This is a genomic window from Kiritimatiellales bacterium, from assembly GCA_041656295.1.
In the GTDB taxonomy this organism is placed as follows: domain Bacteria; phylum Verrucomicrobiota; class Kiritimatiellia; order Kiritimatiellales; family Tichowtungiaceae; genus Tichowtungia.
Map to the genome: position 1 here is coordinate 13,266 of JBBADV010000008.1, position 16,279 is coordinate 29,544.

Annotated in this window: 13 protein-coding genes; 10 read left to right on the forward strand and 3 right to left on the reverse strand. The window is 51.6% G+C overall.

What is annotated here, in order from left to right; genetic code table 11:
* Positions 1-80: 80 nt before the first annotated feature.
* From WC959_06700 to WC959_06715, 4 genes are all read left to right on the forward strand, one after another.
* Entirely contained in the window at positions 81-1,019 is a 939-nt protein-coding gene (locus WC959_06700; protein ID MFA5688817.1) for an ATP-binding cassette domain-containing protein, read from the forward strand.
* On the forward strand, positions 1,019-1,765 hold the full coding sequence (locus WC959_06705) for an ABC transporter permease (GenBank protein ID MFA5688818.1): 747 nt from the start codon (positions 1,019-1,021) through the stop codon (positions 1,763-1,765). The genes WC959_06700 and WC959_06705 overlap by 1 nt, the downstream gene beginning before the upstream one ends.
* 78 nt (positions 1,766-1,843) lie before the next feature.
* Positions 1,844-3,727, forward strand: coding sequence for a Gldg family protein (locus WC959_06710; GenBank protein MFA5688819.1), 1,884 nt, complete (start codon positions 1,844-1,846; stop codon positions 3,725-3,727).
* Positions 3,728-3,807: 80 nt separating this feature from the next.
* Positions 3,808-4,899: a DUF4340 domain-containing protein gene (locus WC959_06715; GenBank protein MFA5688820.1), complete on the forward strand. Its 1,092-nt coding sequence runs from the start codon at positions 3,808-3,810 to the stop codon at positions 4,897-4,899.
* A gap of 17 nt (positions 4,900-4,916) precedes the next feature.
* Here WC959_06715 and WC959_06720 read toward each other — a convergent pair whose 3' ends face one another.
* Both WC959_06720 and WC959_06725 read right to left on the reverse strand, forming a co-directional pair.
* Positions 4,917-6,014 carry a GntR family transcriptional regulator gene (locus WC959_06720; protein MFA5688821.1) on the reverse strand — a complete coding sequence of 366 codons (1,098 nt, stop codon included), beginning with the start codon at positions 6,012-6,014 and terminating at the stop codon, positions 4,917-4,919.
* Positions 6,015-6,055: 41 nt separating this feature from the next.
* Positions 6,056-7,429 (reverse strand): sulfatase, encoded by a 1,374-nt coding sequence (locus WC959_06725; protein MFA5688822.1) that lies wholly within the window; start codon positions 7,427-7,429, stop codon positions 6,056-6,058.
* Between the two features lie 120 nt (positions 7,430-7,549).
* Between WC959_06725 and WC959_06730 the strand changes: the two genes are divergently transcribed.
* The 6 genes from WC959_06730 to WC959_06755 all read left to right on the forward strand — a co-directional run bounded on the left by WC959_06730 (position 7,550) and on the right by WC959_06755 (position 14,716).
* Positions 7,550-9,190: a hypothetical protein gene (locus tag WC959_06730; GenBank protein MFA5688823.1), complete on the forward strand. Its 1,641-nt coding sequence runs from the start codon at positions 7,550-7,552 to the stop codon at positions 9,188-9,190.
* Between the two features lie 45 nt (positions 9,191-9,235).
* Positions 9,236-10,054: a hypothetical protein gene (locus WC959_06735; protein ID MFA5688824.1), complete on the forward strand. Its 819-nt coding sequence runs from the start codon at positions 9,236-9,238 to the stop codon at positions 10,052-10,054.
* A 40-nt stretch (positions 10,055-10,094) separates the two neighbouring features.
* Positions 10,095-10,880, forward strand: a complete 786-nt coding sequence (locus WC959_06740; protein ID MFA5688825.1) for a hypothetical protein — start codon at positions 10,095-10,097, stop codon at positions 10,878-10,880.
* A 54-nt stretch (positions 10,881-10,934) separates the two neighbouring features.
* Positions 10,935-12,794, forward strand: a complete 1,860-nt coding sequence (locus WC959_06745) for a metallophosphoesterase (protein ID MFA5688826.1) — start codon at positions 10,935-10,937, stop codon at positions 12,792-12,794.
* Positions 12,795-12,875: 81 nt separating this feature from the next.
* On the forward strand, positions 12,876-13,826 hold the full coding sequence (locus WC959_06750) for a glycoside hydrolase family 130 protein (GenBank protein ID MFA5688827.1): 951 nt from the start codon (positions 12,876-12,878) through the stop codon (positions 13,824-13,826).
* Positions 13,826-14,716 carry an alpha/beta hydrolase gene (locus WC959_06755; GenBank protein MFA5688828.1) on the forward strand — a complete coding sequence of 297 codons (891 nt, stop codon included), beginning with the start codon at positions 13,826-13,828 and terminating at the stop codon, positions 14,714-14,716. Before WC959_06750 ends, WC959_06755 begins: the two co-directional genes overlap by 1 nt.
* Before the next feature lie 243 nt (positions 14,717-14,959).
* Here WC959_06755 and WC959_06760 read toward each other — a convergent pair whose 3' ends face one another.
* Positions 14,960-15,823: an AraC family transcriptional regulator gene (locus tag WC959_06760; protein MFA5688829.1), complete on the reverse strand. Its 864-nt coding sequence runs from the start codon at positions 15,821-15,823 to the stop codon at positions 14,960-14,962.
* Positions 15,824-16,279: the final 456 nt, after the last annotated feature.

A 16,279-nucleotide genomic window follows, 5' to 3' on the forward strand; every position in this document is an offset into this window, starting at 1 on the left:
GTCGAGGTATTGAATAAAAAAGAGAGAATAATGCAGGCTGATGTCTGTCGACAGGATGTTTGAATACAGGAGGAGAGTTTATGATCAACGTTGACGGTTTGATCAAACGCTTCGGTGCGCGCACGGCGGTGGACGGCGTATCGTTCGAAGCGGAACAGGGAACCGTGCTGGGATTTCTCGGCCCGAACGGTGCCGGAAAAACCACCACTATCCGGATGATCGCCGGTTTTTTAATGCCGGACGCCGGGCGGATTGATGTGGCGGGAATTGATGTAACGGTGAATCCGGTTGCGGTGCAAAAGCGCATCGGTTACATGCCGGAAACTACGCCGTTATACGAAGACATGCCGGTCGCCGGTTTTTTAAAGTTTCTGGCGGAAGTGCGCGGGCTGAAAGGCGCGGAACGCAACCGGCGCGTGGATGAAATTCTGGAGCGCTGTTCACTGGCGCCGGTGCGGAATCAGACAATCGGCACACTGTCGAAAGGATACCGCCAGCGCACCTGTTTTGCGCAGACACTGCTGCATGATCCGGATATTCTGCTGCTCGACGAGCCGACGGAAGGGCTTGATCCGAATCAAAAACAGGTCGTGCGCGATATGATCCGCAACATGGCGGCGGATAAAGTGATTATGCTGTCAACGCATGTGCTCGAAGAGGTGGAAGCGATCTGCACGCGCGCGATTATTGTCAGTAACGGAAAAGTTGTAGCGGACGGAACGCCGGCGGAACTCAAAAAGCAAAGCCGGTGTTACAATGCCGTAACACTCACTGCCGACGGCGCTGAAATTTTTGCAACGCTGCAGAAAATTCCGGCGGTGGAACGCGTCGAATCCATTGCGGACGGCTGCTTCACCGCGTTTCCGAAAAACGGCGAATCCATCGCACCGGAAATCCTTGCCGCCGCACAGGCGAACGGCTGGAAACTCGCCGGAATTAAAGTGGATGCAGGGCGGCTCGACGATGTGTTCCGTCAGCTGACAGTGACCGAAGATGCGCAGCAAAAAGAGGTGGCGTAATGAAAGAATCAACCAGTCATGTTCTGGCGGTGTTAAAGCGCGAATGGAAAAGCTACTTTGATTCGCCGGTCGCTTATGTATTCATTATCATTTTTCTGATGCTCGCCGGATTTTTCACATTTGCAGTGTCGCGTTTCTTTGAAGCGGGACAGGCGGATCTGCGCGGATTCTTTATGTGGCATCCGTGGCTTTATATGATTCTTGTACCGGCGGTGGCGATGCGCCTGTGGGCGGAAGAACGCCGGTCCGGCACGATCGAGCTGCTGTTTACCGTTTCGGTCACACCGTGGCAGGCGATTCTCGGAAAATTTTTTGCCGCATGGCTCTTCCTGATTCTCGCGCTCGCGCTGACGTTTCCGGTGGCGCTGACAGCGGCATATCTCGGCTCGCCGGATTTCGGCACAATTGCCGCCGGTTATCTCGGCAGCGCGCTGCTCGCCGGCGCTTATCTTTCCGCCGGAATGTTCACCTCCGCGCTCACGCGCAATCAGGTGATCAGCTTTATCCTCGCGGTGGTCATTGGCATGTTTCTGATTCTCGCCGGCTATCCGCCGGTCACCGATCTGCTCGCGCGTCATGCGCCGGTGTGGGTGGTTGACGGCGTGGCGGCGTTCAGCTTCATGCCGCATTTTGAAACGCTGCAGCGCGGTGTGATCGACGTCCGCGATCTGCTCTATTTTGCGTCCGTCATGATCTTCATGCTTTTCGCGACGCAGGTTGTGCTGAAAAATAAAACGGGAAGATGAAAAACAGTCGAAGGTCTTAAAGTCAAAAGTCTCTGACCTTCGACTTTCAGACTTTCGACTCTAAAAAAGGAGATGACCATGAATTTAAAAAAACTTGGCGGAGCCGCCGGAATACTTCTGCTGCTCGGAATTCTAATTGCGCTGAACGCAATATTCCAGCCGTTGCGTCTGCGCAAAGATGTAACGGAAGATCAGCTCTATACATTATCGGACGGAACCAAGCTGCTGCTCGGCGAACTCAACCGCGATGTGACGCTGAAACTTTATTTCTCAAAAAGCAACGACCGCCTGCCGGTGCCGCTGAAAAATTTTGGCAGCCGCGTACGCGATCTGCTGGCGGAATATAAATCGCGCGGCGGCGGCTGGCTCGTCGTTGAAGAATTCGACCCGAAACCGGATTCTGACGAAGAGGAATGGGCGCGCCGTTACGGATTGCAGGGTCAGCCGCTCGATATGTTCGGCGCCGGCAGTGAACTGTTCTTCGGCATTGTCGCCGTTTCCGGCAACCGCGAAGCGGTAATTCCGATGCTGACGCCCGACACCGAGCCGCGCCTCGAATATATGCTCACGCGCATGATCAGCGAAGTGAGCCGCGACAAAGCCGCGAAGATCGGTTTAATGAGTGCGCTGCCGGTGCAGGGCGCCGGTGCGAAGAATCCGTACATGATGATGGGCCAGCCGCCGCCGCAGCCGGCGTGGTCGATCATCGGCGAAATTGAACGGCAGTCTGAAATTCAAAATCTCGGTATGGACGTTACAGAAATTCCGGCGGACATCGACACGCTGCTCGTTATTCACCCCGCCGGAATTAATGAAGCGGCGCTGTTTGCCATCGACCAGTTTGTGCTGCGCGGCGGACGGCTGTTTGCATTCGTCGATCCAATGTGCATTGCGGCGCAGGAAAATATGCCGCCGGAAATGCAGCAGTACGGCATGCCGCCGCCGCAAATCGCCTCTGATCTCGATACGCTCGTTCAGGCATGGGGGTTAAAAATGACCACCGGCCAGCTCGCGTGCGACGAATCCGCCGCAACGATGCTGAACGCCGGTAACGGACGCGCCATGCGCAACGCCGCGTGGCTTTCGTTGCGCGCGCCGCACATGAATCAGGATGAAGTTGCCACGTCGTCGCTCGGCGATATGATGCTGCCGTTTGCCGCCGCATTTCAGGGTGACGGACTTGAATCGCTGGAAGTCACTACGTTACTTCATACCGCGAACGATGGTTTTCTTGTCAGCACCTACGAAGCGCAGATGGGGCAGATCCGTCCGCCGGCGCTGAAACAGCAGCTTGCACTCGCGGTTCGGCTACAAGGTAATTTTAAAACGGCATTTCCGGACGGAAAACCGGCACCGGAAAATTCTGACGATGAAGAAAACCCTGCCGCATCGGAATCCGAACATCTTGTTGAAAGTGCGAAACCCGGCGTTGTTGTCCTCGTCGGCGATGTCGATATGCTCACCGACCGCATCGCGATGCAGGCGCTCAACTTTTTTGGTCAGCAGATTATGCAGCCGCGCAATAATAATTTTGCGTTCGCCATGAATCTGACCGAACAGATGACCGGCAGCGAAGCGCTGATCGGACTGCGCAGCCGCGGTTCGTTCGACCGCCCGTTTGACCGCGTGCTTGATCTTGAAAAGCAGGCGCAAATCAAATGGCAGGCCGAAGAGCAGCGGTTGAACGAAAATCTGCAGCAGACGCAAATGCGGCTGAATCAGCTGCAGCAGGCGCGTGACGACGGACAGCAGTTGATCATGACGCCGGAGCAGGCAGCGGAAATTAAAAAATTCCGCGAAGAGGTTTTCCAGACGCAGCAGTCGCTCAAAGAAGTGCGGAAAAATCTGCGGAGCGATATTGAGCAGCTCGGTACGCGGTTGAAGTTCATCAACATTGCCGGCGTTCCGCTGCTCGTTGCGCTGTTCGGAATTTTTTACGGGTTAAAGTTAAGAAAGAGGTAAAAGTCAAAAGTCACAGGTCTGAAAGTCCAAAGTCCCGACTTTTGACCTTTGACTGTCAGACTTTCGACAAAGGAAAAATTATGAACTCTAAAAATTTTTTTCTGATGGTGGTTGTGCTGGCGGTACTCGCCGGAATTGCAGTCTGGCAGCGTAAGGATTCTACGTCGCGCCATGAAAAAACGCCGGCGGAATCAACGCTGCTGGCCGGTGCAGATCTGAATGCGATTGACCGCATCGAAGTGTCAGACAGTTCCGGCGCCGCAACCGTTGTTAAAAAAGACGGTCGCTGGGCGGTTGAATCGCTTTATGATTACCCGGCGGATTTCAGCAGACTCGCCGGCGCGCTGCGCGCGGCGGCGGAAGTAAAAACCGGTGCGCCGGTGCGCACCAAAAACGTTGATGCGGCGGAATTCGGTTTGAACGCCGGCGCGAAAAAAATTGTGCTGAAAACCGGCGATCAGACCGCGGCGGAAATTATCGTCGGCGCGCGGCGCGAAGCATCGTCCACCGCCGGCTGGGCAAATCAGTATTTCATTACGAAAAGCGGCGGCGATTCCGTTTTTCTGGTGGATTACGATTTCCGGCCGTTTGCCGGAAATTCTGCGGAGTGGATGAATAAAGAGCTGCTGCGTGTTCAGTCCGGCGATGTGGTTGCGGTGAAAACCGGCGACGTTGAGCTGAAAGAGGAGAGCGGCACATGGACGCTCGCCGGTCTGGATTTAGAAAAAGAAAAACTGCAAACGTCTGAGGCCAACCGGATGCGCTCGGCAATGCAATATTTAAACTGCACCACCGTCGCTGATCCGGCGGCTGAATTTTCTGTCGACAGCGAATACACTGCCAAAACCAAAGACGGCTTCACCTACACTGTAAAAACCGGCACGGAAGCGGACGGCGGACGTCTGATGCAATTGGCCGTTGAATACGTCGCACCGCCGGCGCCTGCAAAGCCGTCCGGCGATGATGCAGATCAGGCGGCAGCGTTCGATCGTGCCGAATCCGAATATCATTTAACAGTTGAAGCCAATACTCATAAAGCAGCGGAGCTGAACGCTAGGCTCTCCGGCTGGACGTATGTCGTCAGCACCTATTCCGCCGACGCCTTTCGTCTGACGCGCGACAAGCTGGTGAAAGAAAAAGAACCGGCGGCAGCGGAAAATTTGGCGGAATAAATTTAGTTATTAACGGGTTATAGCTTCTTTACACTGTCGCGGCTGCAGAGAACCGGTGCGAGATGTATGGATTGCAGCGGGCGATCCGGTGATTCTATCCGGTTAACTAATAATTCAACCGCCCGTGAAAACACCAGTTCAAACGGTTTGTCGACGGCGCTGATCGGCGGGTTCGTATGTTCAAACGAGGGGAGATCTAACTCCATCGCGATGAGTGATATATCCTCAGGAACCGAGCGGCCTGTTTCAATAATTGCTTTATAAGCGCCTAATGTAATGTGTCCGTCACCGCCGATAATGGCGGTGATGTCCGGATGTTTTTCCAGTAGGTGGAGTGCGGCATTCCGTCCGGGATTCCACGGAGCGTCAAAATCGAGATGCATCGGGTCAACGGTTTCTTTTATCATACTGTTGTACGACTGCCCGATCTGCTTCATGGCGAAATCGATTCCCTTTTTACGGGCGATAAAAGTTTGGTTATCCGATTCATTGCCAATCAATCCGATTTTCCGGTGCCCCATCTGGATGAGATGATTTGTGGCGATCTGTCCCATGGAAAATCCATCGGCTGTTACACTGTCCATGCCGAGTTCTTCAAATTCGGCCAGCGCCTGAATGCACGGAATACCGGACGGCAGATTTCTTTGGATTGATTCTATGTAACAGCGTGCAGGAGGTGTCTGGAGGATGATTCCGGAGATGTATGGGCTTGAAATGGTTTTTAAAATATCAATCTGTCCTTCATATCCTGTAGAAGAGGCTTCGATGACCAGCCGGTAATTTTTTGGCAGGCTTCCCCGGGTTGCCCGGATAATTCGTGGCACCTGTTCCAGCTCCGCCGAGGAGAGGACCAGTGCAATGCTTTTCAGCGGCAGCGTATCCGCCACAAACACGCCGGATTTCGGTACGCTCCTGAGATACCCTTCGAACGACAGCGTGCGCAGCGCCAGTTTAATAATTCCGATACTGACGCCGAAATGTTCCGCCAGATCCTGCATGCTGGGCAGTTTTTTTCCGGGGGAAAGTTCTTTGGCTTCAATTTTCCGGCGCAAGATGTGTTCAATCTGGCGAACCTTCGGGACTGGAGATGCTCGATCTATTTTTAAACGGTTCATAATTTTGCAATACTTGCTGGAAAACGGATATCCTTATAATTTCATTTCAACAGGTTGTCGCCAAGTTCATTGCGAGCTTTTTCAGCGGGCCGGTCAATTTCCGATTCAACCGCCGGAAATTCAGTGCGCCGGTCAATCTGTTCGCCGGGATCGACGATAATATCATACAGCGCTTTGCCGGTGCGGCTGTCGGTTGGATATGAACAGTAACCATCGCTGCCGGCGGGTACGCTGGTATAATCGCGGTAGGCGTGCGGAAAAATCAGTTTCCACTGATCCTGAATAACGGCGCGCAGTTCGTTCGGCTTATAATAGTAATACAGATTTTTGCGCGGCGACGCTGGGTTTGTTCCGGCGAGCAGCGCTGAAATATCAAACCCGTCGAGCGGTTTTTCCGGCGCCGGCGCGCCGGCCTGGGCAATAATCGTCGGCAACAGTTCCATGGATGAAACCAGCTCATTGCACACCGTTCCGGCGGGAATAGCGCCGGGACGGCGCATAATCGCCGGCACGCGGATTCCGCCTTCCCACGCTGTACCTTTGCCGCCGCGCAGGCCGTGACATGTGCCGGCGTGATTGCCGAAACTCAGCCACGGACCGTTATCGCTGGTAAAAATGACCAGCGTGTTTTCTTCCAGCTGATGCTCTTTGAGTTTTTTGATGATCTCGCCGACCGACCAGTCGATTTCCATCATCACATCGCCGTACAATCCCTGTTCGCTTTTGCCTTTGAACTTTTCCGAAACACCGAGCGGAACGTGCGGCATGGAGTGTGCGAAATAGAGGAAGAACGGCGCGTTATGATTACGGTCAATAAAATCCAGCGCGCGTTCGGTGTAGCGCGTCGTCAGCATGTCCTGCTGTTCGAGTGTGGAAATAATTTCAACCGGCGCGCCGCCGTCGTACAACGGCAGCGGCGGCCATTTACCGGCGCCGGAATTTTCTCGCGTCGGCGTACCGTCGAACTCCACCGGCCACATATCATTGGAATAGGGCAGTCCGAGCCATTCGTCGAAACCGTGATGCAGCGGCAGCTGTTCCGGCCGGCTGCCGAGATGCCATTTGCCGACCATGCCGGTGGCGTAGCCGGCGGTTTTCAAAATGCCGGCGATCGTTTTTTCGGATTCCGGCAGTCCGATTTCATCCCACGGCATCAGCGCACCGTCGATGCCCATGCGGTTGTGATAGCGTCCGGTGAGAATCGACGCCCGCGATGCGGAACAGACGCCGCTGGTGACATGAAAATTTGTAAACTGGATGCCTTCCGCTGCCAGCCGGTCAATGTTCGGCGTCTTCCAGCCGACAGCGCCGAACGCGGAAATATCGGAGTAGCCCATGTCGTCAGTGAGAATTAAAACAATATTCGGCGGGGTCTGCATCTGCGGGATTTCTGCATCTGTTGCTGGAAAGTTCATTTTGGCAGGATAAAATATCATGTATGTTATACAAGAAAAAATAATATGAAATAATCGTTGAAATATTAAAAAACTAGGATAACATAGTTGGGAAATTTGAAAATAAAGGAGTTTGTGATAATGAGGGTTGTGATTGGAAAATCACTGTTCATGGGGGCGGTGCTGGCGGCGTTATCGGTTCAAGCGGTTGCGCTTGGCGTGTCGGTTTCTTCGCCGGAAAAAGTGGTGATCCGCGCCGGATTTTCCGAACCCGTGCCGTACAGTCCGTATGTGCTGGGAGTAAATCCTCATTTCACCAGACGTCCTTATGATTTTTCGCATCAGGAATGTTTCCGGTTGACGAAAGAGTCCGGTGCGACATTTATGCGCTTCCCCGGCGGAACCATGGCGAATTTTATAAACTGGGACACCGGCACGTTTGTTGACGATAAAACTGTGGCGCGTATTGCGCCCGCATTTAGCGGTCAGGTAAAAGACTGGCGCAAGGATATGGAAAACTATCATCCGCACGGTGAAACGGTGGATGAATTTATGGACGCGCAACGGGGACTTGGGATCAACAATACCTCCTGGGTTTTAAATCTGCTGACCGGTAGTCCGGAGCAGAGCGCCGCATGGCTGCAGTATTGTATTGATAAAGAGTATCCCGCCGAATACTGGGAACTTGGCAATGAATATTATCTGAATCCCTATCGCAGTCATTATCCGACGGTGGATGATTTTATTGCAGACGCCAAACGCCATTCGCAGGCGATGAGAGCCGTGAAGGCAGATGTGAAACTCGGCGTGCTGGCATCCGGTTTCCGGCATGTGAAAAATGAAAATCCGGAAGCGGATGATTTCTGGGTAACGGATAATCCGAATGCGCAGTGGAATATCGCTGTTTCAAAAGAGTCGTTTTATGACGCAGTGGTGATTCATGACTATCTGGTCACGCCGCAACTGTTTGCGCATTTGACGGAAACTGAGGCGTATACCTATCTCATGTCACGCAATCCGGTGGAATTTTCAAAGCTGATTGCATACTATCAAAAACTGTTTCCGGGCAAACCGCTCTGGCTGACAGAGTGGAACATTCATCCAATTCCGTTTTTCACGAATTTGAAAAATCAGGGACTGTCCGATCAGGACCGGACGAAATTTATTCACACCAAAACGCTGGCGCACGGATTGTATCTGGCGGACTGGCTGCTGCATGCGCTGAAATATCCGGAGACGGTTGAAATGGCGCATCTGCACGTGCTGGCGGCACCGTTTTACTGGGGCATGTTTTATGTGCAGCAACCGGAAGAAAAACATTTGGACGATCCGTTTGTGCAAACCATTTCATTTGAGGTTGTAAAACTTTTCAGCGAGGCATTTCAGTCCGCCGGAAAACTGACCGTGTGCGAAATTTCCGGCGCGCCGGAAATGACCGGTGAACTGGATTTCGGCAGTGAATCATTTCCGGCGGTGATCGGCGCCGCGTTTCCCGGCGAACAGAAAACGGCGCTCATTCTGTTGAATAAATCCCTGTCGGACCAGCTGGCGGAAATCCGGTTGAACGGCTTTTCCGGCGCGAAAGCACGGCTGAAAGTGTTGACTGCGCCGGAACTGATTGAGGGGTGGGGCACCGTTAAAAAAGTCGAAACAAAATACGGCGTAGATTCGGTATTTAACGGGAAATATGAAGTGTATGAAAAAGAGATCGCGCCTGCATCGTTTACGCTTCCGGCGCATTCGCTGTGTTTAATCATAGTTGAATCCGGCGACGGACAGTAAGCGAAGCGGGCAGAGGAAAAACTGGAAAAACAAAAGGAGGCAGCAATGAGTAAGAGAGTTCGTTTAACAGCAGTCGCGGCGATTTTCGGCGCGTATTGTGCATCAGCCAATGTGGTTGATTTCAGCACCTATTCCGCCGGGTCAATTTCGACCGTAAGCGGATATGATTTAGTGGTCATCGACGGCAGCGGCACCGCCAGTGCATCCATCGTAGATGACGGTTCCGGAGTTAATGTTTTGCGGTTAAGCTCAGGTGGCCACGGCTCTGCCGTTGCCATGCTCGGGTCAAAACAGATATTCAATTTAGCCGATGAATGGTCGGTCTCAGCCGATTTTTCTATCAATTCTGTTTCGGGTAATGGACCGCTTTCATTTGGAATATACAATGCGGCGGTGGTGGATGCCGATGGACTGGCCAGCGGGGAGGCGTCCATTGCCTCCGGAGACGCCGCGACATCACGCATGGCCATGCAGATGACGGTTCGCCCAACTGGGGCATACTCATTCAGCTACGTTGACGCCGGCGGCACGAGAAGAGAACCCGGTTCGGCTTACAGCGGTTCTGTTAACGGCAGCACACGGTATACGGTTACGTTTGAGTGCGATGGCGTAAATCTGGTTGCAACACTTTCTGACAGCTCCGGCACGGAATTAAAAACTTTGTCGCAATCCGTGACAGCGCTGGGTCCGAATGTTTCCGGGGATGCATTGAAATTTGCATTCGGTGACACGATGAATAACAGCACATCAGGCTATGATATTGATGTTTACAAAATTACCACCATTCCGGAACCGGCTACAATCAGTCTGTTTATTATTGCATCGTGCGTCGGACTTGCCGGCCGGAAATGGATTCAGAAATAAAATATAATACCACCGGTATTTAGCTTTCAGGAGAATATGAATGAAAAAGAATCGTCAGGTTGGATTATTTTTTTCTCTGCTTTTAGCCGGAATTTCTGTTTCCGGCGCGCCGGTGGATTTCAGTAATTATACCGCCGGAAAAATTGCCTCGTCCGGTACATTCACCACAAATCTATTGGACGCAACAGGCAATGCTTCCGGATTCGTTTTAAAAGGCGGTGGATCATTTCAACTGTCCATTGAGGACAGTGCCGGAAAAAAATGTGTCCGGTTGAATTCAAGGAATTCAGTGGCGGCGGCTTTGATTGCTTCAGAAAAACCGCTGGCGCTCAGCGATAACTGGAAAATTACCGTTGAATTTTCGGTGAGCAGTCCGGCTCCGTCTGGCCCATTATTGTTTGGCTTATATCGCACTGGCACCGCAGATAAAAAAGGCGCTTATATCAGCGATGCAGTGCTGCCGGGCGGTTCGGACAAAGACGGCAGTAAGGCGGTCGTGGCGATGCAATTGGTGATTCGTCCGTCCGCTCAGTTTGCATTCAGTTTTATCGATAAGAGCAATGTTCCTCGGCAACCGGGTCACGGTCTGCAAGGCGACATCACCGGCAAAACAAACTATTGTATTAAGTTCGAATGCAATGGAACTGCCATTATCGCTACGTTGCGGCAGGCAGGCGGAAAAGTGCTGGACGGGAATCAAATAAAAATTTCTGATATCGAAGCCAGAGTCGGGCAGACCGTGGAGTTTGCCGCCGGAGATATTATCAACAATTCAACCTCTGGCTGGGATATTGATATTTACAGCATTGAACTCCTCACAAAATAAATCCGGCACATTGCCGATGATGCACATGAATTTTAAGTTACCGGAAATTACGTTATGATATGGATGTTCGCTGTGATGACGTTTTGTGCAGTGTGTATTGCACAGGGCGCACTGGTCGATTTTAATTCATATCCGCCGGGAATCCTGTTTGAGGAATCCGTTTCCAGGACCGATCCGTCTAGCGCCAAAGTTTCTGCAAAAACAAAGACGCTGAGTCTGGAGGAAAACGCATTTACGCTGTACGGCTCAACCGGCGAGCTGTCAACCAGTCAAACCGGCACATTAAGCTACGCATTCTCAATCCTGGATGATCTGGATGAAAGCTATCTGCAGATCAGCAGCCGCCGGCAGGCGTCCGGCGGAAATCCGGTGGCGCAGGTCAGTTCAGATTCTCATTTTCTGCTGAAAGACGGGCAGTGGCAGATTACGTTTTCGGCAGAAAAATATTCCGGTGTTTCAGGGACGGTGTATCTCGGACTTTACGGCGCTTCCGCTATGAGCACCGCCGGCGGTTATTCTCTTAGCCAGTTGCTCAATAATCCGGTGGTATTTTCTCAGATTGAAATCAATTCGTCCGGCGAAATTCTGGTTTCCAGAACAGCATCTGCCGGCGGCAGTCTTGAATATTGGAATGGAAATTCATGGACGTCCGCTCGCGGTACGCTCGGCAAAATTGTGTTAAAAAACAGTTCAAAATATGTGGCAACGTTCGGCATCTCTCAGGCAGGGACGATTTCGTGCGATTTGCGGTCCATTGAAGATGATCAACTTTGTTCTGTAACGTACACAACGGACGATGTCGGCGTCCGGGATAATGTCCGGTTTTCTGCCGGCGACATTGGGAACAATACCGCATTTAACTGGACGTTGAATGTCTTCAGCCTTTCGAGCGGAGAAACGTTTGAGCAAAAGACCGATTCATCATTTCTGTTCACGGTAAACGCAAAAGAAAGTGCGGATGTATTCCGGCTGGTCGTCTTTCCGGACACACAGAATTATGCCAATCACGGCTGGGTTGATCTGCTGGGAAATACCGGTACGCGCGCACCGAATGCTGCCATATTTCCTGTTATGACGGACTGGATTAAAGAGAAAAAAGATGACCTGAAAATTAAAATGGTGGCGCATGTCGGGGATATTGTGAACACAGATTATGCGCCGGAATGGGACGTCGCATCCAACGCGTTTGCCACGCTGGACCAGTCCGGCATTCCGTATGCCGCCTGTCTCGGGAATCACGATATGGGTGTTGAAGTTTATGCTAAAAAAACAGAGACCAACACCTTTTCCTGGGCCACAGCGACCATCCGCAATTCACTCTTCCGCACCTATTTTCCGGAGACACGTTTTCAACAGCATGAATGGTACGGCGGCAGCTTCAGCAACAGCTATTACTGTTATGCCGAAGCGTCCGGCATGAATTTCCTGCTGCTGGCGCTGGATATGCAGCCCGGCGCCGCCGTACTGGAATGGGCGAAAGGAATTGTTGATGCGCACCCCGATCACCGGTGCATTGTGGTTACGCATATCTATTTAAGAAACTATGCATCAGGACGGGACACCCGGAGAGGTAATTACAAGGTCACAGAAAATTCCGGCGAAGATATCTGGCAGAAATTTATTACGCAATGTCCGAATATATTTCTGGTGCTGTGCGGACACGTCAGCGGGGCGCAGGATGTGATTATTTCCGACATTAATCAGGCCGGAAAACCGGTGCATCAAATTCTTACGGATTATTCCGGACTCACCAAAGGCGGCTCCGGATTCATGCGGGTTCTGACGTTTCATCCGCGCCAGAGCAAAATCACCGTGTCCCGGTATTCGCCGTGGCTGGATGCCAAAACAATGACCGGCATGTTGAAGCCCGCGGATCATCCGGATCCGTTGTATTATAAAATGACCGACGAATGAAACCGGCGCCGCAAATCCTGCTGCGCGGGATTGCGGGGCGGTTGAAGAAGTTTCCAGAACAAAACAAACGAAAAGGTTTTTATGAAGAGTGTATTTATCCGCAATGAAAATAATCCGGTGCTGGCGCCGAACGATATGCCGCCGGATGTGATGTATGTGCTGAATCCCGGCGCGGTTAAACATAACGGTGAATATGTTGTGATGATGGACGCCGCCGTGGCGTCCGGTCCGATTGTATTCTGGCTGGCGCGCAGTAAAGACGGTATGAAGTTTACGGTGGATCCGGAGCCGGTGAACTGGCCGGGCTTTGAACCGGGCTATACCGAAAACTGCGTGTACGATCCGCGCATCACCAAAATCGGTGAGGAGTATTTTATCATGTATGCCAGCGCATCGGATGAATACGGTATCAGTCTCGGTCTTGTAAAAACAAAAGATTTTGTGAGCTATGAACGCATCGAGCAGGAGCGCACACACGCACCGATCCGTAACGGTGTTTTATTTCCGGAAAAAATTAATGGGCGCTATGTGCGTCTCGACCGCCCGATGGACGACCCGCGCGGGCCATCGATGATGTATCTGAGTTATTCGGATGATTTGATTCATTGGCGCGATTCGGTTCCGCTGATGGATGTGCGTCCGGCGCTGTGGGATCGGTTTAAAATCGGTGGCGGCGCGGTTCCAATAAAAACTAAAAAAGGCTGGCTAACGATTTATCACGGTGTCGGCGACACCTGCAACGGGCTGATCTACGCGCTCGGCGTCTGCATGCTGGATTTGAATGATCCGGAAAAAATCATTGCGCGTGGTGAAGATGCAGTGCTGTGGCCGGTGGAGCTGTATGAACTCGTTGGCCGTGTGCCGAATGTGGTGTTCACCTGCAACGCGATTCCGGAAGATGACGGCAGTGTGAAAATTTATTATGGCGCTGCAGATACCTGTATCGGACTCGCCGAAGCGCAGCTCGCCGATCTGATGGATGCCTGCTATCGCAAAAACCGGCACATTAAAAAAGTTTTTGGAAAAAAATAATGCTGAAACTTCTTATTTTTGCAATGGGGTTTTCGTTGCAAATCAATGCACAAACAAATCCAGTGACGTTAACCTACGGTCCGCATGAACGAAATACGCTCGATTTCTGGCGTGCGCCGGCGACGGATAAACTGACGCCGACACTGGTGTATATCCACGGAGGTGCCTGGACGAGCAACGATAAATCTCAAATTATCGGTCGTGTGAAAATTGATGACTGGCTGGCGAAAGGTGTTTCGGTTGCGTCGATTGATTATCGCTATTCAACGCAGGCGATTCTGCCGGCACCGGTGTATGACGCGGCGCGGGCAATTCAATTTTTGCGCTCTAAAGCCAAAGAGCTGAATATTGATTCTGCGCGGATTGCGGTGCAGGGCGGCAGCGCCGGCGGGTGTACCTGTTTATGGCTGGCGTTTCATGATGACATTGCCAATCCGGCATCCAACGATCCGGTGCTGCGTGAATCCAGTCGTGTTTCCGGTGCGTATGCTCAGTTCCCGCAAACGAGCATTGATCCGAAAATATTGAATGAATGGATCGGTGGACTCGCCGCCGGGCATTCGATGATTACACGCGCGGTCGGCGCGAGCAATTACGCCAGCATGATGGCAAATTATGAAACATACAAACCGCTGTTTGATGAATTTTCGCCGATTAACTTCATAGATGCCGGTGATCCGCCGGTATTTTTGAGTTATAGCGTTAGAAGTTCAACGTCCGCCGAAACTGCATCGTCGGCAATTCATCACGGTGTGTTCGGCGTCAAATTAAAAGAGTGCGCCGATGAACTCGGAATGACTAATTGCCATTTATTAATTACCGGCGAAATCTCTCCAGCGGTCTACGAAACACCGGATCAATTTCTGGAAGCAGTTTTATTAAAAAAGTAAAAAAATCAGTGCAGAGTTTCTTTTGATGCCGGAACACTCGGCGGCTAAGATCGCAAATGGCAATGCTCAGCGTATTAGGGACGCCTGTTCACGAAACTTTATCGCACCGCGCTCGTACGGCAGGGACTCATTCAAATCTTTAACGATTTTATCCTTCATGGGCAAATGTGCCGTGTCGCCAATTACACTCAATAAAAGTTTATCTATCGATATTTCGCCGCAACAATGATGCAGACCGATTTTTTAAATCTGCCGCCGGTATTCGCGCGGGGTGCGGCCGGTTTTATTTTTAAATGCCCGGCTGAAGGCCTGCAACGAACCGAAGCCCGCTTCTTCGGCGATGTCGGCGATGGAAAATCCGGTGGTGGAGAGCAGCGCCATGGCGCGGTTGATGCGGTAATTCTGAATATAACTTCCCAGCGAAATTCCAGCGGTGCGTTTGAAGAGAATCCGCAGATAGGATTCGGAGAGTTTCAGTTCTCCGGCGATGTCTTCAATAGTAACCACGCGTCCGCGCCATTCGTACATGAACGTGTTAATGCTTCGCAGCAGGCTGTTTTCAATTTCCGGCGGCGTTTCCGGCGATGCGCGTTGAAAGTCCTGTTTCAATGAAATCAATAATGAGAGCAGGGTGGTTTGCAACTGTTCGAGCTGCGTTTTTGCCGGCGCGCGCAACGATGAACATTCCAGCCAGTATTTCAACATCTGTTCGCGGATGAATAGCGATGCGTCGCCAACGTGAATGGTGCGGTTGCGCAGCGGTTCGAGAAAGTTTTGTGTCGATCTAAGTTCAAATGTGCTGAAGAGCCATTGCAGTGAAACTGATTCGAGATGGCTGAAGTGGTGAAACTGATACGGAAAAATAAGCAGGGCATCACTGGGGCGCAGCGGCAGCGTGAGGTTGTCAACGTGCACGTGTCCGGATGTTTTCAAACAGAACGCTAAAACGTAACGATGATGCGAACGATTTTGCAGCGCCTGCTGCTGCAGGTTGTTTTTGGCAGTGCGCAGATACATTAAAATATTCACCGGCAGCGGCAGTTCATATTCGCCGAGTCCTTTGAAATAGTCCGCCGGTTCTTTGATTTTTGTCAGCAGCTTGTCCATGAGGAAGAGCATATCGCGTTATTTTGCAGAGTCAATATTGTTAAAAAAAAGACGAAAGCGCTAAATTTTAAATTTTTTCGCGCACGTTCATTTGTGAAACAGTGAAATAAACCACGGATAACGCGGATATAAACAGATTAGGGAATAGGCATCAGGCATGAGGAAAAAAGGCACAGAGAGAAGGGATTAGGCATCAGGCACGAGGCATTAGGGAAGAGAGGGACAGAGGCACAGGGGCACAGAGAGAAGGCATTAGGCATTTCATCTGCGCAATCTGCGTTTATCTGCGGATAAATTTCCGGCGTCTGGATGAATGAGCAGAAAGTAGACGCGGCGTCCCTGTCGCTTTTCAGTGGAGCAGAAATTAAAACCACAGAGTACACAGAGATTTAGAGAATTGAGACTCCGCGCCTCCGTGGTTAAAATCTTTGCGGTTTTTGCGTGCAGAATTTCCCG